The sequence below is a fragment of the Micromonospora aridisoli genome (assembly GCF_056150025.1).
Window position 1 is genome coordinate 77,352 of the sequence record NZ_JAXCFK010000007.1, and the last position, 24,461, is coordinate 101,812.

The 24,461-nt window shown below is 72.6% G+C and carries 25 protein-coding genes; 11 read left to right on the forward strand and 14 right to left on the reverse strand.

What is annotated here, in order from left to right:
• The first annotated feature begins 140 nt into the window (after positions 1 to 140).
• On the forward strand, positions 141 to 1,544 hold the full coding sequence (locus SM447_RS16455) for a glycosyltransferase family 4 protein (protein WP_474573683.1): 1,404 nt from the start codon (positions 141 to 143) through the stop codon (positions 1,542 to 1,544).
• A 77-nt stretch (positions 1,545 to 1,621) separates the two neighbouring features.
• On the opposite strand, the gene SM447_RS16460 is transcribed toward SM447_RS16455, so the two are convergent.
• Both SM447_RS16460 and SM447_RS16465 read right to left on the reverse strand, forming a co-directional pair.
• The gene (locus SM447_RS16460; RefSeq protein ID WP_474573684.1) at positions 1,622 to 2,107 is read right to left on the reverse strand and encodes a DinB family protein; all 486 of its coding nucleotides are present in this window, start codon (positions 2,105 to 2,107) and stop codon (positions 1,622 to 1,624) included.
• Positions 2,108 to 2,272: 165 nt separating this feature from the next.
• Positions 2,273 to 2,719, reverse strand: a complete 447-nt coding sequence (locus SM447_RS16465) for a hypothetical protein (protein WP_474573685.1) — start codon at positions 2,717 to 2,719, stop codon at positions 2,273 to 2,275.
• 99 nt (positions 2,720 to 2,818) lie between these two features.
• Between SM447_RS16465 and SM447_RS16470 the strand changes: the two genes are divergently transcribed.
• From SM447_RS16470 to SM447_RS16485, 4 genes are all read left to right on the forward strand, one after another.
• Positions 2,819 to 3,388 (forward strand): DinB family protein, encoded by a 570-nt coding sequence (locus tag SM447_RS16470; protein ID WP_474573928.1) that lies wholly within the window; start codon positions 2,819 to 2,821, stop codon positions 3,386 to 3,388.
• A gap of 195 nt (positions 3,389 to 3,583) precedes the next feature.
• Positions 3,584 to 4,240, forward strand: a complete 657-nt coding sequence (locus SM447_RS16475) for a response regulator transcription factor (RefSeq protein WP_474573686.1) — start codon at positions 3,584 to 3,586, stop codon at positions 4,238 to 4,240.
• A 121-nt stretch (positions 4,241 to 4,361) separates the two neighbouring features.
• Entirely contained in the window at positions 4,362 to 6,473 is a 2,112-nt protein-coding gene (locus SM447_RS16480) for a M14 family zinc carboxypeptidase (RefSeq protein WP_474573687.1), read from the forward strand.
• Between the two features lie 76 nt (positions 6,474 to 6,549).
• Positions 6,550 to 7,218, forward strand: coding sequence for a fasciclin domain-containing protein (locus SM447_RS16485; RefSeq protein WP_474573688.1), 669 nt, complete (start codon positions 6,550 to 6,552; stop codon positions 7,216 to 7,218).
• Positions 7,219 to 7,339: 121 nt separating this feature from the next.
• Here SM447_RS16485 and SM447_RS16490 read toward each other — a convergent pair whose 3' ends face one another.
• The 4 genes from SM447_RS16490 to SM447_RS16505 form a co-directional block, all read right to left on the reverse strand.
• Positions 7,340 to 8,623: a citrate synthase gene (locus SM447_RS16490; RefSeq protein ID WP_474573689.1), complete on the reverse strand. Its 1,284-nt coding sequence runs from the start codon at positions 8,621 to 8,623 to the stop codon at positions 7,340 to 7,342.
• Between the two features lie 272 nt (positions 8,624 to 8,895).
• The gene (locus SM447_RS16495) at positions 8,896 to 11,013 is read right to left on the reverse strand and encodes a sulfatase-like hydrolase/transferase (protein ID WP_474573690.1); all 2,118 of its coding nucleotides are present in this window, start codon (positions 11,011 to 11,013) and stop codon (positions 8,896 to 8,898) included.
• Entirely contained in the window at positions 11,010 to 12,485 is a 1,476-nt protein-coding gene (locus tag SM447_RS16500) for a class I SAM-dependent methyltransferase (RefSeq protein WP_474573691.1), read from the reverse strand. Before SM447_RS16500 ends, SM447_RS16495 begins: the two co-directional genes overlap by 4 nt.
• Before the next feature lie 10 nt (positions 12,486 to 12,495).
• Complete coding sequence (locus tag SM447_RS16505) at positions 12,496 to 12,645, reverse strand: hypothetical protein (RefSeq protein ID WP_155220336.1); 150 nt, start codon at positions 12,643 to 12,645, stop codon at positions 12,496 to 12,498.
• A gap of 268 nt (positions 12,646 to 12,913) precedes the next feature.
• Here SM447_RS16505 and SM447_RS16510 point away from each other — a divergent pair, with 268 nt between their 5' ends.
• Complete coding sequence (locus SM447_RS16510; RefSeq protein WP_474573692.1) at positions 12,914 to 13,768, forward strand: arginase family protein; 855 nt, start codon at positions 12,914 to 12,916, stop codon at positions 13,766 to 13,768.
• A 50-nt stretch (positions 13,769 to 13,818) separates the two neighbouring features.
• Here SM447_RS16510 and SM447_RS16515 read toward each other — a convergent pair whose 3' ends face one another.
• The 3 genes from SM447_RS16515 to SM447_RS16525 form a co-directional block, all read right to left on the reverse strand.
• Positions 13,819 to 15,255 (reverse strand): sensor histidine kinase, encoded by a 1,437-nt coding sequence (locus tag SM447_RS16515; protein WP_474573929.1) that lies wholly within the window; start codon positions 15,253 to 15,255, stop codon positions 13,819 to 13,821.
• 17 nt (positions 15,256 to 15,272) lie between these two features.
• A complete protein-coding gene (locus SM447_RS16520; protein WP_474573693.1) occupies positions 15,273 to 16,019 on the reverse strand; it encodes a response regulator transcription factor in 747 nt (248 codons plus the stop codon).
• Positions 16,020 to 16,113: 94 nt separating this feature from the next.
• The gene (locus tag SM447_RS16525) at positions 16,114 to 16,338 is read right to left on the reverse strand and encodes a hypothetical protein (protein WP_474573694.1); all 225 of its coding nucleotides are present in this window, start codon (positions 16,336 to 16,338) and stop codon (positions 16,114 to 16,116) included.
• Positions 16,339 to 16,506: 168 nt separating this feature from the next.
• On the opposite strand from SM447_RS16525, the gene SM447_RS16530 reads away from it, so the two are divergent.
• The 3 genes from SM447_RS16530 (at position 16,507) to SM447_RS16540 (ending at position 19,172) form a co-directional block, all read left to right on the forward strand.
• Complete coding sequence (locus tag SM447_RS16530; RefSeq protein WP_474573695.1) at positions 16,507 to 17,454, forward strand: serine/threonine-protein kinase; 948 nt, start codon at positions 16,507 to 16,509, stop codon at positions 17,452 to 17,454.
• Between the two features lie 59 nt (positions 17,455 to 17,513).
• Positions 17,514 to 17,936, forward strand: a complete 423-nt coding sequence (locus SM447_RS16535) for an OsmC family protein (protein ID WP_474573696.1) — start codon at positions 17,514 to 17,516, stop codon at positions 17,934 to 17,936.
• Between the two features lie 372 nt (positions 17,937 to 18,308).
• Entirely contained in the window at positions 18,309 to 19,172 is an 864-nt protein-coding gene (locus SM447_RS16540; protein WP_474573697.1) for a hypothetical protein, read from the forward strand.
• A 46-nt stretch (positions 19,173 to 19,218) separates the two neighbouring features.
• On the opposite strand, the gene SM447_RS16545 is transcribed toward SM447_RS16540, so the two are convergent.
• The 4 genes from SM447_RS16545 to SM447_RS16560 all read right to left on the reverse strand — a co-directional run bounded on the left by SM447_RS16545 (position 19,219) and on the right by SM447_RS16560 (position 22,945).
• The gene (locus tag SM447_RS16545) at positions 19,219 to 19,665 is read right to left on the reverse strand and encodes a response regulator (RefSeq protein ID WP_474573698.1); all 447 of its coding nucleotides are present in this window, start codon (positions 19,663 to 19,665) and stop codon (positions 19,219 to 19,221) included.
• 56 nt (positions 19,666 to 19,721) lie between these two features.
• Positions 19,722 to 20,081, reverse strand: coding sequence for an STAS domain-containing protein (locus SM447_RS16550; RefSeq protein WP_474573699.1), 360 nt, complete (start codon positions 20,079 to 20,081; stop codon positions 19,722 to 19,724).
• An 81-nt stretch (positions 20,082 to 20,162) separates the two neighbouring features.
• A complete protein-coding gene (locus SM447_RS16555) occupies positions 20,163 to 21,212 on the reverse strand; it encodes a cobalamin B12-binding domain-containing protein (protein ID WP_474573700.1) in 1,050 nt (349 codons plus the stop codon).
• Positions 21,209 to 22,945 carry a PP2C family protein-serine/threonine phosphatase gene (locus SM447_RS16560; protein ID WP_474573701.1) on the reverse strand — a complete coding sequence of 579 codons (1,737 nt, stop codon included), beginning with the start codon at positions 22,943 to 22,945 and terminating at the stop codon, positions 21,209 to 21,211. Before SM447_RS16560 ends, SM447_RS16555 begins: the two co-directional genes overlap by 4 nt.
• 211 nt (positions 22,946 to 23,156) lie before the next feature.
• Here SM447_RS16560 and SM447_RS16565 point away from each other — a divergent pair, with 211 nt between their 5' ends.
• Together SM447_RS16565 and SM447_RS16570 are read left to right on the forward strand one after the other, a co-directional pair.
• On the forward strand, positions 23,157 to 23,552 hold the full coding sequence (locus SM447_RS16565) for an STAS domain-containing protein (protein ID WP_474573702.1): 396 nt from the start codon (positions 23,157 to 23,159) through the stop codon (positions 23,550 to 23,552).
• Positions 23,553 to 23,605: 53 nt separating this feature from the next.
• Complete coding sequence (locus SM447_RS16570; protein WP_474573703.1) at positions 23,606 to 23,953, forward strand: STAS domain-containing protein; 348 nt, start codon at positions 23,606 to 23,608, stop codon at positions 23,951 to 23,953.
• 53 nt (positions 23,954 to 24,006) lie between these two features.
• Here the strand turns inward: SM447_RS16570 and SM447_RS16575 are convergent, their stop codons facing one another.
• Positions 24,007 to 24,309, reverse strand: a complete 303-nt coding sequence (locus tag SM447_RS16575) for a hypothetical protein (protein ID WP_474573930.1) — start codon at positions 24,307 to 24,309, stop codon at positions 24,007 to 24,009.
• Positions 24,310 to 24,461 lie beyond the last annotated feature (152 nt).

The window sequence follows — 24,461 nt, forward strand, 5'->3', positions numbered from 1 at the left end:
TTTCCTTGTTCGCGGGCGCGTGTCAGCGCGTCTACCAGATCCTCGCACCGCGGGCGCGTCCACGCGTGTCCGAAACCCAACCCTGCCCTCTCGCCGCCACCGACGTCGGCGCGTTCCTTCCTGCACGGACGGAGACTGATGTGACCACCCTGCGGGTCGGCGGGCGTACCGCCACCGCCGCGGACCGTGTCCACCGCCCCACGCTCACCTCGCGCCCCCAGGTGCCGGCGCAGTCCGGCACCACCGCCGGGTCGCAGCCCCGCCGCATCCTGATGCTGTCGTGGGAGTACCCGCCGGTGCTCGTGGGCGGCCTGGGTCGGCACGTGCACGCCCTGTCGGTGGCCCTGGCCGCGGCCGGTCACGAGGTCACCGTCGTCACCCGCCACGCCGACGGAGCCCCGCTGGAGGAGTACGTCGACGGGGTGCGCGTCGTCCGCGCCGCCGAGGACCCGGTGACCTTCCCACTGGCCACCGGCTCGCTACTGGCCTGGACGATGGCGTTCAACCACACCCTCACCCGGGCCGCGCTGCGCGCCGCCGCCACCGGCGACTACGACGTGATCCACGCCCACGACTGGCTCGTCGCGCACACCGCGATGACCCTGCGCGACCACCTCGACCTGCCGCTGGTCAGCACCATCCACGCGACCGAGGCCGGCCGACACCAGGGCTGGCTACCCGAGGAGATGAACCGCACCATCCACGGTGTGGAGCACTGGCTCGGCGGCGAGTCGACCCGCGTCATCGTCTGCTCCGGCTACATGCGCGACGAGGTGACCGGCCTGTTCGGCGTGCCGACCGCCCAGGTGGACGTGGTGCCCAACGGGGTGGAGCCGCACCGTTGGCGGGTACCGGCCTCCGCCGTCGCCCAGGCCCGAGCCCGGTTCGCGGGGGACGGACCGTTGGTCACCTTCGCCGGCCGGCTGGTCTACGAGAAGGGTGTGCAACATCTGCTCGCGGGGCTGCCCCGGTTGCGGGAGCGGCACCCGGGGCTGCGCGCGGTGATCGTCGGAGACGGGCCGTACCGGGGTGAACTGGAGGCCGACGTGCACCGGCTCGGCCTGGCCGGCACGGTCAGCCTGCCCGGCTTCCTCGGCGGCACCGACCTGCCAGCGGTGATGGCCGCCTCGGACTGCTTCGCCGTGCCCAGCATCTACGAGCCGTTCGGCATGGTCGCCCTGGAGGGTGCCGCCGCCGGTGCGCCGCTCGCGGTCGCCGAGACCGGCGGGCTCGCCGAGATCGTGGAGCCGGGTGTCACCGGGGTGACCTTCCGGCCGCACGACCCGGACGCGCTGACCGACGCGGTGCACACCCTGCTCTCCGACGCCGAACGCGCCCGGACGCTGGCCCGCCGGGCCCGCGCCATGGTGCACGAGCAGTACGGCTGGGCCGCCATCGCCAGCCGCACCGCCTCGACGTACGCCTCGGCGATCGCCCAGGCACCGACGTTCGCCGCGGAACGGGCGGCTCGCCAGATGGCGCACGGACGGACCCTACCGGCGCTCCCGGAGGGGAACCTGCTCGCCGCCGCCGGCCTGCGCTGACCGTTGCGTCCCTCGACGCGCTCGCGGTCGCCCCGACCCGGTCCTCGACCGGGTCGGGGCGCCGACCGGGGCGGCGGCTATCGGGGGCCGAGACCGGTCTTGCCGTCGAGCAGCTCGCGCGCCACGTCCAGGTGACCCGCGTGACGTGCGGTCTCCTCGATCATGTGCAGGACCACCCGCCGCAGGTCGGTGACCTCGTCCCCGAGCGGACCGGGGTGCCGCCCGCGTACCGGTGCGGACAGCGGCGTGGCGGCGAGGACCGCGTCGGACCGGTCGCACTGGGCACGGTAGAACGCCAGCACCACCGACGGCGGTCGGGGTGTGGTCAGTGGGGCGTGATCGTCGTCGGGCCAGGCCAGCGGATCGGCGGAGCCGGTGACGATCTCCTGGAACCAGTGCCGCTCGGCGTAGCCGAGGTGCTCCACCAGGCCCAGCGGCGTCCACCCGGAGGGCAGCACGGCGGTGGTCAGGGCTGTCACGTCGAGCCCTTCGATGATCGCGAGGACGCTGGCCCGCTGCGCCTCCAGGAACATCGACAGCGCGCTCTTCTCCCCGTCGCCCATTCCGGGCACCCCTTTCCCCGTCAGCTCGTGTCCGGTCGGACCGAGCCAGCCGGATCGGCTCCGGCGAATGCCGGACGGTAACAAGCACGACCGACACCGTCCGCTCACGAGTTCCGGGCCCCGCCCGCCGGCCACTGCGTCGTCACTCGTCCATCGGCACAGGGCCTAGTCGAGCAACCAGTGGTGCAGTTGCGTGCCGTAGGGGGTCGACGCGACGATCGCCGTGGCGCACCACAGGACGGTGCCGACCGTGAGCCAGCGGAACGTCGCCCGATCGCCGACCCGCCAGGTGCGGAAGAGGGATACCAGCCCGAGGAGCAGGGTCACCACGGCGAGCGGCCGGACGAACATCGCCACCACCCGGCTGAGTTCGAAGACCCAGAGCAGCGGGTTCCACGCCGAGTCCGGCCCGACCGGCGGAAGCGAGTCCTTCGGATCGCCCAACCGTTCCAGCCCCGGTTCCAGCAGCGCCGGGAGATCGCCGGCGCGTAGCGCGGCCGTGAGCAGCACACCGAAACTGCCGACCAGCACGGCGGTCAGCATCAGCAGTTGGGCCGCCAGCACGGCGCGCCCGCCGAGCGAGAACGGCCGGGCCTCAACCTGCTGACTCATGGGCGCACCGTACCGCTCGCCCGGTGGGTACGGCAGCCCCGGACCTGACGGGGCGACCGATCGGCAGGGTTGACTGGCAGCATGGTGGACATGGCTGCGATGGACGGTGCCGACGTCGACGGGGCGGTGGCCGAGATGGTGCGGGTGCTCACGCCGCACCTGTCCCGGGACTGGCGGAAACACCGGGCGGGGACGCTGGAGTGGAGTTGCTGGACGACCGCGGTCCATGTCGCCCACGACCTGCTGGCGTACGCGGGTCAGGTGGCGGCCGGTCCGGATGAGGCGTACCTGCCGTTCGACCTGGTAGTCCAGGACGCCGCCGCACCGCGCGACGTCCTCGCCGTGGTCACCGCCTGCGGGCGGCTGCTGAGCCACGCGGTGACCGCCGCGGCACCGACCGCCCGCGGCTGGCACTGGGGACCGACCGACCCGGGCGGCTTCGCCGCGCTCGGGGTCAACGAGACGCTGGTGCACACCTGGGACATCGCCCAGGGGCTCGGGATCGACTGGCGGCCCCCGGCGACGCTCTGCGCGGCGGTGCTCGCCCGGCTCTTTCCCGATGCTCCGGCGGGGGATCCGGTCGAGGTGCTGCTCTGGTCGACCGGGCGGACGGAGCTGCCCGGCCACGCCCGGGTCACCTCCTGGCTGCTGAAGGCCGCCATCGCCTGACCCGGCCGACGGGTCCGGTCCCGGGGCACGGAGCACGGTCGACGTGGCGCTCGCCGGACCGGGCGGCGGTGCGCCGCCAGGCCGTTCGGACAGCAGATTCTGCCGTTACGATCTTGTATCCGCACTGGTCAGCGCCGCTTCACATCCGGAACACTCGCAGGCATCCGGCGACGGCGAGGTCCGAGGAGGGCGCGGGTGCGGGTGCTCCTGGTGGAAGACGACCTGCGCGTCTCGGCGGGTCTCGCGTCGGCGCTGCGCCGACGGGGGCACGACGTGGTCCAAGCGGTGACGGCCGCCGAGGCGGTCGAGGCGGATCCGGTGGACCTCGTGCTGCTCGACATGAACCTGCCCGACCGCGACGGACTGGAGGTGTGCCGTCGGATCCGCCAGCATGACGAGGCCGTGGCGATCATCGCGGTGACCGCCCGGGCCGAGGAGCACGACCGGGTGGCCGGGTTGCGCGCCGGCGCCGACGACTACGTGGTCAAACCGTTCTCGATGGTCGAGTTGCAGGCACGCATCGAGGCGGTGATGCGGCGCACGGCGCGTACCGCCCGGCAGGCGACCGAGTTGCGGGTGGGCGCGCTGCGCATCGACGTGGACGCCCGGCGGGTGTGGCTCGGCGATCGCGAGATCGGCCTGTCCCGCAAGGAGTTCGACCTGCTGGTGGCGTTGGCCCGGCAGGCGGGCACGGTGGTGCCCCGGGACCGGTTGCAGCTCGAGGTCTGGCAGACCACCTGGGCCACCCGGCACAACCTGGACGTCCACGTCGCGGCGCTGCGCGGCAAGCTCGACGACCCACGTCTGGTGGAGACGGTACGTGGCGTCGGCTACCGCCTGCGTGCCACCTGACTGGCCGCTCAGCACCTCGCAACCTCAGAGCATCCTCAAGAATCCCAGCTCGCGACCCCGTGACCGGTCGAGGGCGGGTGTGCTGTGCGTACCCAGCCATCCCTCCTGTTTGGAGATCCCCTTGAGATACAGACGGACAACGGCCGGTGTCTTCTCCGCTCTGCTCGCCGTCACCCTCGCGGCGACCGCGCAACCCGCCCAGGCGACCACGGCGGCCCAACTGGCGGCGGAGCCGAACCAGGTGCAGGGCCTCACGGTGGTCCAGGGCGACGGGTACGCGACGCTGGCCTGGACCCCGGTCGACGGGGCCACCGACTACCAGATCGAACGCACCCCCGTCGCCGAGGACGGCACCGCCACCGGCGCCTCGGTGATCGTCGGCGTCTGGCGGCCGAACCGTCAGATCAACAACTCGGAGCCGACCTTCGCCGACGCCGGCTTCGCCCCCGGTAACCGGTTCCAGTGGCGGGTCCGCGCCCGCCTCGGCAGCACCGCGCAGCCCTACTCCGCGCCGGTCAGCGACGCCACCAGAGGTCACTGGGGCGACCCGGGCACCCCCGGTGCGAGCCTGCGCACCCAGTGGGAGAACACGCTGGGCGCGCAGTACACCAACGACGTCAACGAGTACGCCTACACCGCCGCGATCGACGAGCTGAGCGACCGGGTCCGCGTGGTCGAGATCGGTCGTACCGTGCAGGACCGGCCGATCAACATGTTCGTGATCGGTCACCCCACCCCGCCGGCCACCCCGGAGGCGGTGGCCGCGACGAACCCGCTGGTGGTCAACTGCAACGTGCACGGCAACGAGCCCGGCGACCGCGAGGCCTGTCTGATCATGGCCCGGCAGCTGGCGTTCACCGACGACCCCACCACCCTCGGCCTGTTGTCGAAGACCACCATGCTGATCGTGCCGACGATCAACGGGGATGGTCGGGCGGCCAACAGCCGGGGCAACTCCACCGGGCAGGACCTCAACCGGGACTACTCGCTGATCCGCCAGCCGGAGACCCAGGCGTTCGTGGAGATGGTCCGCGACTACCGGCCGATCGCCAGCTACGACGGTCACGAGTACGGCAACGCCAACACCGGTGACCTGCCGATGCTGCCGCCACGGCACCAGAACGTGGCGCAGGGCATCTTCGACCGGTCGCAGGACATGATCGAGGGTCACATGTACGCGCAGGGCGCCAAGGACGGCTGGTGGGCCTGCCCGTACGGGTGCACCGGGGCCAACGTCGGCCTGAGCGAGGAGACCATCCTGCGCAACACCCTCGGCCTGAAGAACGTGGTCAACTCACTGCTGGAGCTGCGCAGCTCGGGCGGGCCGACCCGACCGGACGAGGGCAACACCGCCAACAACCGGCGGCGCAAGACGTACTCGGCGCTGTGGACGTTCCACCAGTTCCTGGCCTATCACGGGGCGAGCGTCGGCGACATCACCGCCGCCCGCGCCGAGGCGATCAGGTTCCAGTCGGCGAACACCGGCCGGATCGTGTTCCGGGGCTCGCGCCCGATCGAGGCGTACCCGGCGCCGCACCCGGGTGACACCCCGCCGCCGCTGGACGCCCCCGGTGAAGACCAGATCCTGGAGCAGCCGCCGTGCGCGTACAAGCTCACCGAGGACCAGTACCACGGTGCGCGTACCGATGGTCCGGCCGGCCGGCAGACCACCGTGGCCCAGCGGCTGGCCGCGCACGGCTGGAAGGTGGTCAAGGTGGCCGACGGGTACCTCGTACCGCTGTCCCAGCCGGAACGTGGTCTGGTACCGCTGCTGCTCGACGGGCAGGCCGCCGAGGGTCTGGTCGCCGGGGAGCGGGTCGCGCCGACCCTGACCGGTACCCACAATGGGCCGCTGACCGTCTCCGGAGTGGCGTGTCTCGCCGGCGCCACCGTCCGGGGCCCGGTCCGGGTCCAGCCGGGCGCCACGCTGATCGTCAACGGCGGGTCGATCAACGGTCCGGTGGACGCCAGTGGGGCGGCCGGGTTCGTGCTGACCGCCGGCACGGTCAACGGCCCGGTGAACGTCACCGGCACCACCGGCCCGGTCCTGCTGGTCGGCAACCGGATCAGCGGCCCGGTCAACGTGGTCAACAGTTCCGGCGTGGCCCCGCTGGTGGCCGGCAACACCGTCAACGGCCCGCTGGGCTGCACCGGCAACGCCGCCGCGCCGGTCAATGTGGAGGTCGCCAACGCGGTCAGTGGCCCGCGGTTCAGCCAGTGCGCGCGTCTGTGATCCGCTGACCCTCGTACCGGCAGGCCGGACCCGCGCCCCGGCCTGCCGGTACCCCCGACGCAGGAGTGGAGAAACCGTGACCGACACCAACACCGCGGCCGCGCGGCCGGCGCTGCGGCGGATCCTCCCGATCACCGGCGCGGCCCTGGCCGCCGTACTGCTCGTGGCGGTCGGCAGCACCGCCGGAGGCGGCTCCGACGCGGCCGACGCCGTGCCGGTCGGGGTCACCGTGACCGGTCCACTGTGCGACCTGTTGCCCGCCGGGAACGAGCCGGGCAACCCCACCTGGCTCGCCGACCGCCCGGCCGACGAGGCTCTGCAGTGGATCCCGGTGCTCACCACCTTCGAGGCGGCGGTACGCGCCACCGGCCTGGCCGGGGAGCTGACGGGCGAGGTGACCGTCCTGGCCCCCACCGACGACGCCTTCGCCGCAAAGTTCTCCCGGACCAACCTCGACGAACTGCTCCTGCGCGACACCGACGAACTGCGCGGCCTGGTGCGCGACCATCTGGTCGCCGGGGCGCTGCCGGTGGCGGACCTGGTCGCCGCCGGCACGGTGACCACCGTCGCCGGCACCAGCCTCACCGTCACCGGCGTCGGACAGGGGGCCCGCCTCGACGACGAGGCCGAGACGGTGTGCGCCGACTACCGGGCCGCCGGTGCCCGGATCCACGTCATCGACGCGGTGCTCGGTGACCTGCCGACCACCGCAGGCCAGGACGACGACGGCCACCCAGCGCACTAGGGAACGACGACGGCCGCCGTACCCGTGTGATCCGGGTACGGCGGCCGTCGTCGCGTGACGCGTTAGGAAGGGGCCCTTCCTATACAGCAGGCGTTAACAAGGTGCCCTTCCTTACATCGGGTCAGCGCCGCTCGACGGGGAGGTAGTCGCGCTCGGTGGCGCCGGTGTAGACCTGCCGCGGGCGGCCGATCTTGGTCTCCGGATCATTGATCATCTCGCGCCACTGGGCGATCCACCCCGGCAGCCGCCCGAGTGCGAACAACACCGTGAACATCTTCGTCGGGAAGCCCATGGCCTTGTAGATCAGGCCGGTGTAGAAGTCCACGTTCGGGTAGAGCCGCCGGGAGACGAAGAAGTCGTCGGCGAGGGCGATCTCCTCCAGCTGCATAGCGATGTCCAGCAGCGGGTCCGGCTTGGCCATCCGGCCGAGCACGTCCTGCGCGGCCTGCTTCACGATCGCCGCCCGCGGGTCGTAGTTCTTGTAGACCCGGTGGCCGAAGCCCATCAGCTTGACGCCGTCCTCGCGGTCCTTCACCTTGCGGACGAAGGACTGCACGTCGCCACCGTCGGCCTGGATGCGCTCCAGCATCTCCAGCACCGCCTGGTTGGCGCCGCCGTGCAGCGGGCCGAACAGCGCGTTGACGCCGGCCGAGACCGAGGCGAACAGGTTGGCGTTGCTGGAACCCACCAGCCGAACCGTGGAGGTGGAGCAGTTCTGCTCGTGGTCGGCGTGCAGCACGAAGAGCATGTCCAGCACCCGGGCGATCACCGGGTCCACCTCGTACGGCTCCGCCGGCACGCCGAACGTCATCCGCAGGAAGTTCTCCACGTAGCCCAGGGAGTTGTCCGGGTACAGCAGCGGCTGCCCGATGGACTTCTTGTACGCGTACGAGGCGATGGTGGGAACCTTCGCCATCAGCCGGAACGTGGACATCTCCACGTGCTCGGCGTCGAACGGGTCGAGGCTGTCCTGGTAGAAGGTGGAGATGGCGCTGACGGCCGAGGAGAGCACGGCCATCGGGTGGGCCTCCCGGGGGAAGCCGTCGAAGAAGCGCCGCATCTCCTCGTGCAGCAACGAGTGCCGGCGAACCCGCTCGCTGAACTCGGTCAACTGCTGGGCGGTCGGCAGCTCGCCGTAGATCAGCAGGTAGGAGACCTCCAGGAAGGAGCTCTTCTCGGCCAGCTGCTCGATGGGGTAGCCACGGTAACGCAGGATGCCCGCGTCGCCGTCGATGTAGGTGATCGCGGACGAGCAGGCGGCGGTGTTGACGAACCCGGGGTCGTACGTCGTCAACCCGGTTTCCTTCAGCAGCTTGCCCACACCGATCCCGGCGGGGCCCTCGACCGCGGAATGTACCGGCATCGACAGCTGCCCGCCGGGGTGATCGAGCTTGACTTCCGTCATGTGGTTCCTCGCTTCGCCGGCAGATCTACGTTGAATTGCCTTCGCTTCTACCGTAATTGCGGTTGCGGCGACACCGCCGCTCGTGGTTCGGCGGTGAGGCATGCGTCACCCGATTCCCGACCGAAGCGCCGGGAAACCCCGACGACCGGGACGGACGGGTACGAAAGACCTACGGAACGTGCAAAACCACAGCGGAGACGGCTGTCCGTCAGATCAGGAAATCGGGCGCGTTAGCGCCGGGCGGGGCAGGTCGCCGACGCGTGCCGGACGCGTCAGGAGATCGACAGCCGTCGCAGTTGGCGGTCGTGGCCCACCAGGTACAGCTCCAGGCTGTTGGCGCCGGCGCGGAAGAGCCGGTCGTCGGCGAGCAACGCGGCGAACCGCCGGCCACCCGGGTCCGGGGAGACCACCGGCACCACCGCCGCGACGGTGCCGTTGACGGCCACCGCCAGTTCGGTGCCGTCGGCGATGTCGTCTTCCACGGTGCCCCAGATCATCCCGGGCAGCAGGCCCTCGTCGGGATCGACGGCGCGGAAGGCGTCCAGTCCACCGACCCGGGCCCGGCCACCCTCCGGCGCCGCGCCCACGGTGGTGCCGACCAGCGGATGCGGAGCCACCGGTGGTGGTGCGGTCGGCACCCCTCCGCTGATCGGCATCGGCTGCGACGGGCGGTCGTAGAAGACCTTGCCCGCGTCGGTGCGCGGCGCCTTCCGGGCGGAACGGCCGTCGACCCGCCAGGGCAGCCGGATGGCGGCCTCGTCGGCGACCGTCGGCAGCAGGTCGACGTGTTCCCAGTTGCGGTCGTCGACCTGCCCGCTGCGCTGGCCGGGTGTCTTGACGAACAGCGGCACCCAGGCCACCTCGTCGGCGGCGGCCTTGATGGCGTCCTCGCCCCGCCCCTGCACGCCCTTGGTGAAGCTGACCCCGTGGTCGGCGGTGACCACCACGAGCGCGTCCTCCCACAACCCGTTGGCGCGCAGCGTACGCATCGTCTCGCCGATCAACCGGTCGGTGTAGCCGAGCTGGGCGAGGTGCCGGGCGCGGGCCAGGTCCACCCAACCGTCACCCTCGTTGGGGAAGTCCTCCGGGGCCTCGTAGCGCGCCCCGGACGGCAGGAACGCCCACGGCGAGTGGGGCATCAGCAGGTGCAGGAAGTGCAGCGTGGGTCGCGGCGACGGGGTCAGGCCGTTGAGGAAGCTGGTGAACCGGGCCGGCTGGTTGACGTTGAGACTGTCCCAGCGGAACTTCGGGTCGGTCGGCACCGGCTCGGCGGCGTCGATGCCGGCCTCCTCGGCGGTGCGCTCACGGTACGAGTCCTCCGGGTCGACGCGGCTGTCGTGCGGCGCGGTCACCTGACGCAGCAGCTGGCCGGTCTCCCGGACCAGCACCCCGATCCCCTGCTCCGGGTTGACCGGCTGCTCGCAGCGGCTCGGTGGGCAGAGGCGGGTGATGCTCTCCTCGGCGCGGATGTCGTACAGCCCCCCGAAGGCGGTGAAGAGATTGTCCGGGTAGTGCGAGTAGTGCGGGGCGTACGGCTGTGCCGGGTAGCGGCCGGTCAGCATCGCCGGTAACGCGTACGGGGTCCATCCGCTGACCCCGGTCGCGTTGCGGTACCAGGTCGAGGCGGCGGCCAGCTCGGCGAAGTGCGGGAACCGGGTCGCGTCGACGCCACCGGCGGAGTCGAGCAGGGACACCAGGGGAAGCTCGTCGAGGATCAGCATGACCACCGGCGGGTGCAGGTTGCCGGTGGCCGTGCCGGCCACGCCGCCGTCGCCGCGCGGCAGCACCACCGGACCGGTCGGTGAGGCGAACAGGAACAGCCCGACGAAGAGCAGGGGCCCGACGGCCGCCAACCGCAGCACCCGCCCGGGAGCCGTCCAGCGCCGGTGCACGGCGGCCCCGGCGGCACCCACCGCCACCGCCACCACCAGCAGCGGTACGCCCCGCAGCGGTGTGGTGTGCCGGCCGACCTGCACCGCCAGCGCGGCGACCAGCAGCCCGAGCAGAAGGCTGTGGGTGGCCGAGCGCACCGCCGTTCCGACCACTCCGGCGAGCAGGCCCAGCAGCCCGAGCGCCGCCGTCGGCACCACCGCGACCAGGGCCACCAGCAGCAGGATCTCGCCCCGGTCGGCCCGGTGGAACAGGAAGAAGTCCGGGCTGCGGCCGAGCACGTCCAGCAACGGCTGGGTGATCACCAGCCCGGTCAGCGCGGTGACCTCCAGCAGCCGCCGGCCCTCCGCCCGCCAGCCGCCCCAGCCCCACCACCGCCGCCGGCAACCGGCGGTCTCCTCGGCGGTCGGGGTGCACCGCTCCGGCCCGGGGTCGTCGCCGGTCACGGTGCCGGGCCCGGAGTCGCCGGCGGCGGCCTCGGTGGTGGGACGTTCGGTCACGGAAGGGCCAACCGGTACAGGGTGCGGGTGCCCGAGGGCAGTTCCAGCCGGTCCTCCACCGTGCCGCGGCCGGCGAGCAGGGCCTCGAAGGTGTCCCGCCGGTAGGCGGGGAAGATGCCGTCGGGCTTGTTGGCCAGCAGCCGGGCAACCATCGGGTCGTCCGGGTGCACGAACTCGACCACCAACCGGCCGCCGGGCGCGACGAGGCCGGCGAGGCAGGCCAGCACCTCCGGCAGCGGCACGTTGCGCCCGATCGCGAGGTGGTGCACCAGGGCGAGGGCGAGCACGGTGTCCGCGCTGGCCCGTTCGACGAACGAGGCCCGCTCGATCCCGCGCCAACCGCCGCCGGGCGACGGGTCCGCCAGGTCCATCACCAGCGGCAGGACGCGACGCTCGCGCTCGTCCCGAAGGGTGCGGTACAACTGGTCGACCACCGCCGGGTCCTGCTCCACGGCGACCACGTAGTCGGCGTGCCGGGCGGCGAGGCGGGCGTACCGGCCGTCGTTGGCGCCCAGGTCGAGCACGAGCCGACGCCGACCGGCGGCACTCAGCGCGGCGGTGACGAACCGCTCCTTGGCCGCCCGGTCGTCGCCGGAGTAGCCGCAGGTGCGTTGGTAGTCGACCCAGTGCGTGGACGGCGGCTGATGGTCCAGCCGGCGGACCAGCTTCTCCAGCCCACGCACCGTGGCCAGGGCCAGCTCGCGGGAGTAGCCGGCGTCGCGCAACTGGGCGCGGACGTCGGCGGTGCTGGTGGCGGCGCTGCGGCGCTGCACGGTGCCGTGCAGGTGGACATGGGTGAGCACCCCGGGCAGCAGCCGGCGGGTGCCCCGGAACAGCGGGCCCATCTGCTCCGGGGAGATGCCGTCGACCTGGGCGCGCAGCCACGGCTGGAAGCCCAGCCCCAGGTGGGCGCCGAGCATCAGCGGGTAGAGCAGCGTCTGGCAGAACTGCCGGTAGCCGGCCCAGGGCTCGCCGTCGCGCACCGGCGTGAAGGACCCGACGTCGATGAAGACCGGCTCGGTGCCGCGCCACTGGAGGTTGTACGCCGAGCCGTCCTTGGTGGTGAAGCCGGCCGGCAGGGCGGCCCGGAGGATCTCCAGATGCAGCAGCGCGGCATCGCGCAGCATGGCGAAGGACCACTCGTACGGGTGCGACACGAACGGGACGCGTTCGTGCCTCAGCACGGTGGCCCAGTCCGACGAAGCCGGACCCGACGGCACGGTCCGCAGCGGCGATTCCGGCGGTAGTTCCTCGGTGCCGCATACCTTGCCGGCGGCGAGCAACGGCGGGAAGAAGCTGCTGCCGGCCAGGGCACGCCAGTCGGCGGCAGCGGTCCGGTCGAGCGCGCGCAACACGTCGCCGCCGGCGTGGAACACCCGGTTGGCCGGGTCACGGAACGAGCCGGGCTCCGGTCGGGGATCGACGTCGAGCGGGGCCGGTCGTGGCGACCGGCCCAGGTCTGGGATCACCATCTCGTCGGGGTCAGCTCTGGTCGGTGGGCTGGCGGCGGAACCGGCTGACGAGTCTGCGCCAGTAGAGCTTGGCCGCCACCGCGACCCCGGCGATCCCGCCGACCACCGCCTGCACGATCAGGCTGCCGGATCCCGCGTCCAGGTAGGCCAGGTGGTTCACCGACCGCTCCTTCCCATCGCCGCCACGACATCGGCCGTCAGTCACCCGTGCTCACATTTCGGATTTGGGCGTCTTGGCCGGACTTATGCCACCGTACGCTGCTCGCTGTCGCCTGTCGGGCACAACGGCACACTTCCCCCCTCCGTTTCGTTCAAGACGCCCGACCTGGCCGCGCAGAGCCTCCGGCCGGTCGGTCCCGGTACCCGACGCCAACCCACCACGGCCGTAGCTGCCCGCCGGGACGGCCGGCCGTGCATAGCATCGGTGGATGAGGTGGACTCTGCTCGACGCGCCACTGGACTCCTCCGGCCGCGGCCGGGGTGAGCAGCGGGCACCCGAGGTACTGCGCCGGTGCGGTCTCCAGACGGCGCTCGACGCGGACGACGCCGGCGGCGTCGACGCGGTGGTGGACGATCCCACCCGGGACCCGGAGAGCGGACTGATCGGTGCTGCGCAGGTACGGCGGGCCAGCGCGGCGATCGCCGAACGGGTCGGCGAGCTGATCGCCGCGGGACGCCGGCCGCTGGTGCTCGGCGGTGACTGCGCCATCCTGCCCGGGATCTGCCTGGCCCTGCCGCCGACCACGACGCTGTGGTTCGTCGACGGTCACCCGGACTTCTTCGACGGTCACACCTCGGAGACCGGTGAGGGCGCCGACATGGACCTCTCCATCGTCACCGGGCACGGCCCGACCGGCGTCACCGGTCGCACCGCCCCGCTGGTCGACCCGTCCCGGGTACACCTGCTCGGGCACCGCTCGTCCGGTGAGGAGAGCGCGCGGATCGAGCTGGCACGAATCGACCCGCGCGTACACCAGTGGCCGGCGGCGGACCTGCGCCGCCGGGACCCGGTCGAGGTCGGTTCGGCCCTGGCCACCGACGGCACCGGGCCGGCCTGGTTACACCTCGACCTGGACGTGGTGGACCCGCAGGATCTTCCGGCCGTCACCTATCCCCAGCCGGACGGGCTGCGTTGGGCGGAGCTGGTCGCGCTGCTCACGCCGCTGGTGCGGACCGACCGGCTCCTCGGCATGAGCCTGACGGATCTCAACCCCGACGAGGACCCCGACGGACGCCACACGCGCCGCGTCGTCGAGGTCCTCGCCGACGCGTTGCGGGTCTGACCCACGCCCGGGCTCGGCGGCTTCCGCCGGCCCTGATCCGGGTGCGTCGGCTATGCCTCGGTTGGGGAACCCGGCAGCCGGACCGTGAACACGGTACGGCCCGGACGGGAATCCAGTGCGACGGTGCCGTGGTGGGCCTCCACGACGGCGGCGACGATGGCCAGGCCGAGGCCGGTGCTGCCGTGGGCGCGGGACCGGGAGCTGTCACCCCGGGCGAAGCGTTCGAACACCTCGGGCCGCAGCGCGGCGGGTACGCCGGGGCCGTCGTCGGTGACGCTGAGTTCGGCAACCTCGCCGGTCCGGCGCAGGCTGGTGGTGACGGTGCTGCCGGGCGGGGTGTGCACCCGGGCGTTGGCGAGCAGATTGGCCAGCACCTGGTGCAGCCGGGCGGGGTCGCCAGGCACCCGGACGACCTCGTCGGGCAGGTCCAGCCGCCAGCGATGGTCGGGGCCGGCGACGTGCGCGTCGCTGACCGCGTCGACCACCAGGGCGGTGAGGTCGACCGGCTCGACCGCGAGGGGTCGGCCGGAGTCCAGCCGGGCCAGCAGCAGCAGATCGTCGACGAGACTGGTCATCCGGGTGCTCTCCGACTCGACCCGGCGCAGCGCGTGGGCCACGTCGGGCGGGACCTGGTCGCGTCCCCGGCGCGCCACCTCGGCGTAGCCGCGGATCGCGGCCAGCGGCGTGCGTAGTTCGTGGCTGGCGTCGGCGACGAATTGGCGTACCCGCGTCTCGCTGGCCTGCCTGGCGGCGAGGGCGGCGGCGACGTGGCCGAGCATCCGGTTGAGCGCGGAGCCGACCTGACCGACCTCGGTTCGTGGGTCGGTGTCGGCGGCCGGTACCCGTTCCGAGAGCGCCACCTCGCCCCGGTCGAGCGGTAGCTCGCTGACCCGGGCGGCGGTGCCGGCGACCCGACGCAGCGGACGCAGCGTGACCCGGACGATCAGCGCCCCGGCGGTGCCGGCGATGAGCAGGCCGACGACGGTGACCGCGGCCTGGGCAGCCACCATCGCCCAGACGGTCTCCTGGACACCGGAGAGCGGCACGCCCAGCACCCGCACGGTCCCGCTCGCGGTCTGCCGGGCCACCACCCGGTAGCCGCCCCGCTCCCCCAGCCCCAGGCTGTGCGCGCGACCGTCGGTGGGTACCGCCGCGAGCGCGCCCACCTCGTCGACCGGCACCGACTGTTCCTGCCGGCCGACCAGCGTCCACGCCTCGGTGACCCGCCCGTCGACGACCTGCGCGCTGATCGTGCCGGGCGGGAAGCCGCGCGGCACCCGCACGTCGCCCCAGGGCCCCGAGCCGACGCCGGGTTCCCAGGGGACGGCGGGCCGGCCACCGGGGGTGAAGCGCAGCTGCTCGTCGACCCGGGAGATCAGGAACTGCCGCAGCGCCAGGGTCGTCAGGCCGCCGATGGCCAGGCTCACCACGGCGAGCAGGGCGACCAGGGCGACCACCAGGCGGGTACGCAGCGACCAGCCCGCCAGCCACCGGCGCACCGCGTTCACTCGGCCGGCTTGAGCAGGTACCCGGCGCCGCGCAGCGTGTGGATCATGGGCTGGTGGCCGGCGTCGATCTTCTTCCGCAGGTACGAGATGTACAGCTCGACGACGTTGGCCTGGCCCCCGAAGTCGTAATTCCACACCCGGTCGAGGATCTGCGCCTTGCTCAGCACCCGGCGCGGGTTGCGCATCAGGTACCGCAGCAGCTCGAACTCGGTGGCGGTGAGGGTGATCAGCCGACCGTCCCGGCGTACCTCGTGGCTGTCCTCGTCCAGCGTGAGGTCGCCGACGGTGAGCACCGCGTCCTGGCGGGTGGCGACGGCGAAGCCCGAGCGGCGCAACAGCGCGCGCAGCCGGGCGATGACCTCCTCCACGCTGAACGGCTTGGTGACGTAGTCGTCGCCGCCGACGGTAAGCCCGGCGACGCGCTCCTCGACCGCGTCCCGGGCGGTCAGGAAGAGCACCGGCACGGTGGCGTTGTCCGCCCGCAGTTTGCGCAGGACCTGGAGGCCGTCCAGGTCGGGCAGCATCACGTCGAGCACCACCGCGTCGGGCTGGAACTGCCGGGCCGCGCGGACGGCGGCCATCCCGTCGCCGACCGTACGCACCTGCCAGCCTTCGTAGCGCAGCGCCATCGACAGCAGGTCGGTCAGGGTCGGCTCGTCGTCGACCACCAGCACCCGGACCGGCTCGCCGTCCGGCCGGCGCAGTTCCACCCGGGCCGGCGCGGCTTCCCCCTCGCTCGTCATGGTTCCCATGGTGGTGTCGCGCACTGGGTACCGCTTGTGCGGTTCCTGTGCGCCAGCTGTGCGACCGCGGCGGCGCGCGGTCGGCGACAGCGGGTCACTCGGTGACGCCAACCGGGTCGGTTCGGACGAACCGCATGGACCAGGTTCCGGACTCGTCGGGTCGTTGTCGCACGTAGAGATGGTCTGCTGCCGGCGTCGGCGCCGGCTGCGGCCGACGCAGCACCCACAGCCGCGGCGGAGCGCCGTCCTCTCCGGCCGGCAACGACCGGACCAGGTCGTGGGCCGGACCCCCGATGAAACGTACGGTCACCTCACTCATCACGTGTTCCGCCTCCAGCCCGCCCGCTGCGTCGGGCGTCCCGGCTTCGCACGCTAACGCACCGGCCGCCGTCCGAGGCGTGTTTGCCCTGATCGGACGTGGGGTACCGTGCCGGGGCCACGGCCTTGCGCGCCGCGGGTGGAGCACCACGAGGGTTGGGGGCGGTCGATGCGTACGCTGGACGGGCGCTACCGGCTCGAACAGCGCATCGGCATCGGGGGGATGTCGGAGGTGTGGCGGGCCCATGACACCGTGCTGGACCGGGCGGTCGCGGTGAAGCTGGTCTCTCCCGGTCAACCGGACGGGGCAGCGTCGGTGGAACGGATCCGCACCGAGGCCCGGTCCGCGGCCCGTCTGGTCCATCCCAACGTCGCCAGCGTGCACGACTTCGGCACCTGCGACACCGGGCCGGGGCACGAACTGCCGTACATCGTGATGGAGCTGGCCGAGGGGCAGACCCTCGCCGCGCACCTGCGCGCCGGCCCGCTGGACTGGCAGATCGCGGTGCGTGTCTGCGCGGAGGTGAGCGCCGCGCTGGCCGCCGCACACGCCCACGGCATCGTGCACCGCGACATCAAGCCGGCCAACGTGATGCTCACCCCCTCCGGGGTGAAGGTGCTCGACTTCGGCATCGCCACCTCGGCCGGCGCCGCCGACCCCACGCCGGACGGCGTCGTCATCGGTACGCCCGCGTATCTCGCGCCGGAGCAGCTGCACCGGGCCCCGGCGACTCCGGCGGCCGACATCTACGCCCTCGGGGTCCTCCTCTACTACTGCCTGACGGGACATCTGCCGTACCCGGCGGACAGCGTCACCCAGTTGCTCGGTCCGGAGGGACGCCAGTCGCCGCGGCCGCTGCCCGAGCTGCCCGGGCTACCCGCCGAGGTGGCCGACCTGTGCCGGCGCTGCCTCGCCGACGACCCGGCCCGGCGGCCGAGCAGCCTGGTCGCCGCGCTGCTGCTGGCCGAGGCGGTCGACGCCCGGGTGTACGTGCCGATGCACGAGCCGTTGATGCCACGGCAACGTCCGGCGGCGGTGAGTCCGTGGACGGAGCGGGCGGCGGCCGAGGTCACCGAGGCGGCCGCCGGGGTCCTCTGGAGCCGCCACGGCGGGTGAATCCCGGTTTCACCGGACCGGCCCCGGGTAGCCGGGCGGGGAGTGACGGGAGGAACGCGATGCCGAGTTCCTGGTTGAACGAGGTTGCCGCCGCGACCGCCGAGGGCGGTCACATCCACACTGACGACGAGGTGCTGTCGACCGCCCTCGCCTCACCGCTGGCGCCGCACTGCACCGGGCTGACCCCGTCGCAGCTGCTCGCGGCGGCCTTCGCGTCGTGCCTACATCACGCGGCGGTGGAGGCGGCCGGCGGAATCACCGACGAGGCGCACACCGTGCAGGTGCGCGCCGAGGCGAAGCTCGGGCGCGACGACGACGGTCGCTACCGGGCCGACGTGCACGCCTCGATCTCGTCGGTCGGCCTGAGCCGACAGCAGCTCGCCGAACTGGTCGAGCACGCCGATCGGCTGTGGCCGTTCTCCAGCGCGGACGGCGGACGGCACCGGCTCACCGTCAGTCCCGCCGAGAACGGCCGGCACTGATCCGCCCGGTCGGCTGACCCCGCCGGCACCTGTCCCGGCGGGCGCATCGCCGCAGGTGCCCGGGCCGCGACGCGGCGCAATCCGTCGGAGGGCACCCGGATGGCCCGACAACCCGACTCGACGGCGCGGTCGGGTCGACCTAGGCCTCGTCCGTTCGGAGGAGGCGACCCCAGCGACACATAGACTCCGGCAAGATTAGCTTTTCACCCCGGTTTATATCCCTATAGCCGACATTTACGCTGGGACGGACAAGTGCAGATGGTCCGTTCTATTAGTGATCGCGGAGAATCGGGCGACGGATAGCCGCGAATTGTGACGCATGCCACCAACCGGGCCGATGGCAGGCGGCTGCACGCTATCTAGCCTCGGCGAGTGCAAGCCGACGACCAGATCGACCAGAAGCTGACCCCCGGGCAACCGGCAAGCCGCTCGGACGACGGGACATCATCCGAAAGGATGATGGGCCGACATCGCGCCGTTGGTAAGCCACGTCGCGGTGTCCGCGCCGCGCTGGCCTCCGCTCCCGTCCGGGTGGCCCTGGCCACCGGAGTGACCTGCTGCCTCGGCGCGACCGCCGTGGTGACGACCAGGACGGCCGACGGACCGGCCCCACCCCAGGTGGCGGAGGCGGCGGCCGACCGTGCGCTCGCCGCCCAGCAGGAGGCCGCCTCCCGCTCCCTCGACCGCAGCCCGGTACCCCCGCCGGCCAGCGCCAGCCCCACCCCGACCGCGTCGCCGACCACCAAGCCGTCGGCGACCGCCAAGCCGAAGCCGAAGAAGACCCCCGCCAAGCCACCCCGCCCCCGACCCGTCGCCGGACTCACCCAGGCACAGATGGACAACGCCAAGGTGATCGTGGACGTGGGCGTCGACATGAAGATCCCGCGGCAGGGGCTGGTGATCGCGGTCGCCACCGCGATGCAGGAGAGCACCCTGCTCAACTACGCCAGCGGCGTGCTGCCCGAGTCGCAGAACTACCCGCACCAGGCCATCGGCTGGGACCACGACTCCGTCGGACTCTTCCAGCAGCGCCCGAGCAGCGGCTGGGGCAGCGTTCGCGACCTGATGCGTCCGGCGTACGCGGCCCGCGCGTTCTACGAGGCGCTGCTCCAGGTGCCCGGCTGGCAGCAGATGAGCCTGACCATGGCCGCACAGGCCGTACAGATCTCGGCCTTCCCCTACGCCTACGCGCAGCACGAGGAGCGGGCCGCCACCATCGTGGCGGCGCTGACCTGAGCCGGTGCCGACGTCGGGGCTGACCCGCCGCACGCGGCGGGGGGGGTCAGCCCCGCTTCGGCAGTACGACCACCCGGCCGAAGAACTCGTCGATGCGGTGCACGACGTCGTTGAAGTCGTCCAGGTCGATGGGCTTGGTGACGTACGCGTTGGCCTGAAGCGTGTAGCTGCTGATGATGTCGGTGTCCGCGTTCGAGGTGGTCAGCACCACGATCGGGATCGTCCGCAGGTTCTCGTCGCCCTTCACCTCGCCCAGCACCTGCCGCCCGTCCATGCGGGGCATGTTGAGGTCGAGCAGGATGACGTCCGGACGCTGGGCGTCGGCGTGCCGACCCTCGCGGCGGAGGAACTCCATCGCCTCCTGACCATCGGCGACCACGTCGATCACCTTCTCGACGTCCGAGGCGGCCAGAGCCTCCTCGATCATGAGGACGTCGCCCGGGTCGTCGTCCACCACGAGGATACGAACCGGAGCGAGGGTGCCTGCGCCCATTTCTACCTGCCTCTGGTCGGCCAGGACGGGACCTGCCGGTCCCGTGCTGGGGAAATCTAGCCCATCACCGGGCGGTCGTTGCCCGCCGGGTCCACGCGATCGGCGTCGTACCCCAGCACCTCGTCCAGGCCGGTCACGGTCAGCACGCGCTCGACCCGACCCGAGGCGCCGGTGACCCGGAGCCATCCGCCTTCGGCCGCCGCCCGGTTGTCGCCGCGTACGAAGACGGCGATGCCGGTCGAGTCGCAGAAGGTGAGCTCGGTCAGGTCGATCAACAGTCGCGGTTGCCCGGCCGACGTCAGACGGTCGATGACCGCGTTCAGCTCAGGGGCGCTGCTCATGTCGAGTTCACCGGCCAGGCGGAGGCGGGCCGGCCCGCCGCCGTCGTGATCGGCGTACGTGACGGTGAACGTCACGACGACCCCCTCCGTTCAGGGACGGATGTTTGCTGTGCGGCAAGTATAAGGGTGGCCCGCTGGCAGGCCGGATCCTACGCCCTATCGGGCGACTTGCCGACCTACCGCCGGCAGCGTCGCGCGCCCGCGCTCGAGATGGTCCACCGCCCGGGGGAAATCGTGCAGCAGTCGGCGGTAGTGGGCCAGCGACGCCGCCACCGTCGCGACCGGCACACCGCGACTCTCCAGGATGGTCACCAGCCACTCGACGAACTCGGTGAACAACGAGTCGTCGTCGACGTAGAGCGCGGCGGCCAGGAAATCCAGAATGTACCCGAGGTCGCTGACGGCCGAGTCCAACTGTGCCGGGCTGTAGTCGGCGATGGCCGGGAACTGCTGCGTCAGCTCGGCCAGCGCGCTGTCGATCAGCTTGCCGCGCCGGCCGACCAGGCCGGCGTACTCGTCGTCGGCCAGGTGCGCGAGGCTCGCCGGTACCCCCGCGCGCAGCGCGCGTTCGTCGGTGAGCAGCTCGGCGGCGGCGGGCGCGTCGGCGGCCCAGGGCACCCCGAGACGCCGAGCCCACCGACCGTCCACACCGAAGCCCCGACCACCGACCAGCACCGGCACGTCCGAGCGCCGGCAGGCCTCGATCATCCGGTGCGCGTGCGGCAGCCGCATCGGCAGCGCACAGGCGAGCGCCACCGCGTACGCGTCGTACCGGTGCAGGTACGACACCAGGTGCGCGGCCGGCACACTGGCTCCCAGGAAGGTGACCTGCCAGCCGCGCAGCCGCAGCACCTCCGCGACCAGCCGGGCCGGCAGCGCGTGCCACTCACCGTCCATGCAGGCCACCACGATCCGGCCGCGGGTCGGGCGGACGTCCGCGTAAGCGGCGACAGCCGCCACCACGCGCTCACTGATGTGCGTGGCGGCATGCTCCTGGGCCACGCTCCACTCGTTGCGCGCCCACAACTCCCCCACCTCGGCCTGCGCCGTGGCGACCAGCTCCAGCAGCACCCGGTCGGCCGGCACGCCGGCGTCGAGCAGGCCACGCGCCACGTCGACGGCGGCGTGCTCGTCGGCCTCGGCGAGACAGTCCAGGTAGTCCGGGTAGGCGGCCTCGGGCGAGGCGCCCCTCATCGCGGTGGTCACCGGTCCGTCGTCCCCTCAGGATCCGTCCCGGCCGGGGTCGGCACCGCGTGCAGGTGCCGCTGCGAGCGGCCACCGGCTCCGGTGGCGCGCAGCGCCAGCACTGCGATGTCGTCGTGGTCGCCCTGGGCCAGCCAGTCGCAGGTCACCTGCTCGATCCGCTCGGCCAGGGCGCCCGCTGGCATCCGGTGACAACCACTCAGCGCCTGGACCAGCCGGTCGGTGCCGAGCTGCTCCTCGCCCCGCCGACCGCCGCGGGCCTCGGTCACCCCGTCACTGTAGAGAAGGCACGTCTCGCCGGGGGCCAGTCGCGTGGAGACCTGGCCGATCCGCGGGTCCGGCACCACGCCGATGAGCATGCCGCGCAACGGCAACTGTTCCACCTCGCCGGAGGAACGGAGCACCAACGGGGGCAGGTGTCCGCCGCCGGCCAGCGTCAACGACAGACCGCCGTCGCGGTGCGGGCGGACCACACCCAGCACCATGGTGGCGAAGCGGCCCTGGCCGTGCGCCAGGGTCGTCTCCAGCAGCGCGTCGTTGAGCAACCGCAGCAGCTTGCCGGGCTGCTGTTCAACCCGGTGCAGCGCGTGCAGGCACTGACGCAGCTGCCCGGTGAAGACCGCCGCCTCGACCCCCTTGCCGGAAACGTCGCCGAGAAAGAACACCGAACCGCCGTCGGGCAGCCGGTGCGAGCCGTAGAAGTCACCGCCGATGCGCAGGCCGGCCTGGGCCGGACGGTACGCCGTGCCCCATTGCACGCCCGGTGCCGGCGCCGGTGCCACGGGCAGCAGGCTGGCCTGCAACGTGTCGGCCACCTCCGCCTGCTCGCGGTAGAGCAGCGCGGTGGTCAGGGCCGCGCCGGCCCGGGCGGCGAAGGCGCGGACCAGGTCGAGGTCGTCCTCGCCGTACCAGCCGGTGGCCCTCCGGGTCACGAGCAGCACGCCGGCGGGCGCGTCCCGACCGGGCAGCTGCACCAGCCGGGCAGTCACCTCGGCAGCGGCGAGGTCGGGCAACCAGCCGGCGTCCACGGCCTGCTCGACCAGCCAGTCGACGGTGTGCGGCTGGGTGCCCCGCAGGCTCTCGGCGATCGCCGGAGGCAGCTCCGCCGCGCCGAGCACCCCCCGATCCACGGTCGGCGGCTCGTCTCCGGCCCGTCGGGCACGCCACCACCGGGCCCGCCCCGAGCGCGGAGCCAGCACCAGCACGGCCACCTCGGCCAGGGTGGGCACCGCGAGGCGGACCACCGCCGCCGCGGCCCGGTCCGGATGCAGCGGGTTGCCCAACTTCTCACCGACCACGGTCAGGAAGGCCGACCTGGACCGCTCGGCGATCAGCTCCTCAGCCCGCCGCTCGCTGTCGCTGACGTCCTCGACGTACCAGCAGCTGCGCCCGGCGGACAGGGGAACCTGCCGGACCCGCAGCCGCCGGCCGTGGTGGCGGACGTCGGAGTCGGACGTGGCCAGCTGCTCGACCGCCGCGAGGGTCCCACCGACAACCACCTCGGGCAGCAGTCGCCGGGCGACCGGGCTGACGTGTCGTACGATGCCGTCCGGGCCGGACACCACCAGGCCCTCGCGGAGGTGCTCAGCGAGGTCTGGCCAGTCGGCGGCGAGGGAACTCTGCGGCCGGCCCCGGGTGGGCAGTCCGGCCGCGCGCCAAGCGGGAACCCGGGCGACACTCGGCGTGAGCGGCCGTCCGTCGCCGGGGTCGAGGTCCCTGACGTCGGCACCTGTCACCAGCTGAGCCTCGCTCCTTATCGTCGGTCGCGCGGCCGCGTCGAGCGGCGCGCGTGGTCGCGTTCCGGCACCCAGCCTACGCGGGTCTGCCGACACCGCCACCGTACGAGCGTCCCGCCGGCCACCACGGCCGCCCGGCAGGCGGAGCAGCTCTGCGGTTGTTACGATCCGAACGCCCCTGCCCACCCGGCATTCGCGGAAGGCGTGATCGTTGCTGTCCCACGGTCGCAGACCCGAGACGCCACCGCTGAGCACGGCCGTCGACCGGTCCGATCCCGACGCCCCCGTCGTCCGGGTGACCGGTGACCTGGCCTACACCACCGCCGCCCCACTCCGGGCCGAGATCGACAGTTTGCTGGCCACGGACCCCGCCACCCTGGTGCTCGACTTCGGTGATCTGCAGTTCATCGACAGCACCGGGCTCAGCGTGATCGTGCACGCCTGGCGCGAGGGTCAGCAGCGGGGTGTCCGACTGCGGCTGCGGACGGTCCCCCGGTTCCTCGAGACCATCCTCGACCTGACCGGGGTCACCGGGCTGCTGGCCCGCGAACCCGACGCCGAGCCCGTGGGCGCCGGGCCGGACACCCAGCCGACGGTCACCGGGTGAGACTTTCCCACCCCGCGGCTTGCGTCCTGGCGGGGTGCTGGGAGCATGGAGTCATGTCGGCACAGCTGTTGGTCATCGAGGTCGACCGGCGCGACGCGGGGCGTGCCGAGTTGCGGCTGACCGGCGACCTGGACTTCGACAGCGCGCCGGAACTCATCGACGCCGTCGCCGAGCTGCGGCGCGAGGGCTACCAGGAGCTGGTCATCGACCTGCGCGGCGTGGGCCTCTGCGACTCCTCCGGGTTGAGCGCGTTCGTGGTGGCCCACCGGGGCGGCGCCGCGCCCCTGCGATTGACCGGCGTGAACGCCACCCTGCGCCAGCTGTTGGACCGCACCGGCCTCGCCGAGCTGTTGGAGCTCGCCCTGACCACCGGGGACGACGACATGCAGGCGACCGGCTAGCCGAAGGGGTGGCCCCCGACCCTGGGACCAGGGGTCGGGGGCCGGAGGATGGTTCAGGAGGCTGGGACCGGGTACCGGCCCGAGCGGTGCGGCGAAGCGGTCGGCTCCGCGTCATCCGGAGGCCCCGAATCGGGAGTCTTGAACAGATACCGGATGAACTCCGCACCTGTCCCGTCCTCCTGCGACCCGGGCCACTGACCGGCGCAGTCGACACCGATCACCTCGCGCCCGCCGCCGTCGGCCTCCTCCAACAGCGCCCACAGGCTCACCGGGTAGCAGCGGGTGCGCTCAGGTTCCAGCCGCCACCGGGCGTACCAACCGGGTCGGGCGGGGACGATCTCCACTATCCGCTTCATCACGACCTTCCCTTCCGCCGTGCCTCGGAAGATCTCCGGTCCACCGCGATCGTCGCTCCCGCCCGGGTGACGGTCCCTCACCCCGGCCGGATGAAGCCTCGCCGACGTCCGCCAAACCGTCCACCGCCGCGCCCACCCGATCGTTTCGCCCT

Coding starts and splice junctions, on each gene's coding strand:
- SM447_RS16465 (WP_474573685.1), bottom strand. CDS start 2,719: ATGAGTCAGCAGGTTGAGGCCCGGCCGTTCTCGCTCGGCGGGCGCGCC.
- SM447_RS16490 (WP_474573689.1), bottom strand. CDS start 8,623: ATGACGGAAGTCAAGCTCGATCACCCCGGCGGGCAGCTGTCGATGCCG.
- SM447_RS16500 (WP_474573691.1), bottom strand. CDS start 12,485: ATGGTGATCCCAGACCTGGGCCGGTCGCCACGACCGGCCCCGCTCGAC.
- SM447_RS16470 (WP_474573928.1), top strand. CDS start 2,819: ATGGACGGTGCCGACGTCGACGGGGCGGTGGCCGAGATGGTGCGGGTG.
- SM447_RS16460 (WP_474573684.1), bottom strand. CDS start 2,107: ATGGGCGACGGGGAGAAGAGCGCGCTGTCGATGTTCCTGGAGGCGCAG.
- SM447_RS16520 (WP_474573693.1), bottom strand. CDS start 16,019: ATGACGAGCGAGGGGGAAGCCGCGCCGGCCCGGGTGGAACTGCGCCGG.
- SM447_RS16530 (WP_474573695.1), top strand. CDS start 16,507: ATGCGTACGCTGGACGGGCGCTACCGGCTCGAACAGCGCATCGGCATC.
- SM447_RS16575 (WP_474573930.1), bottom strand. CDS start 24,309: ATGAAGCGGATAGTGGAGATCGTCCCCGCCCGACCCGGTTGGTACGCC.
- SM447_RS16545 (WP_474573698.1), bottom strand. CDS start 19,665: ATGGGCGCAGGCACCCTCGCTCCGGTTCGTATCCTCGTGGTGGACGAC.
- SM447_RS16570 (WP_474573703.1), top strand. CDS start 23,606: ATGTCGGCACAGCTGTTGGTCATCGAGGTCGACCGGCGCGACGCGGGG.
- SM447_RS16525 (WP_474573694.1), bottom strand. CDS start 16,338: ATGAGTGAGGTGACCGTACGTTTCATCGGGGGTCCGGCCCACGACCTG.
- SM447_RS16510 (WP_474573692.1), top strand. CDS start 12,914: ATGAGGTGGACTCTGCTCGACGCGCCACTGGACTCCTCCGGCCGCGGC.
- SM447_RS16535 (WP_474573696.1), top strand. CDS start 17,514: ATGCCGAGTTCCTGGTTGAACGAGGTTGCCGCCGCGACCGCCGAGGGC.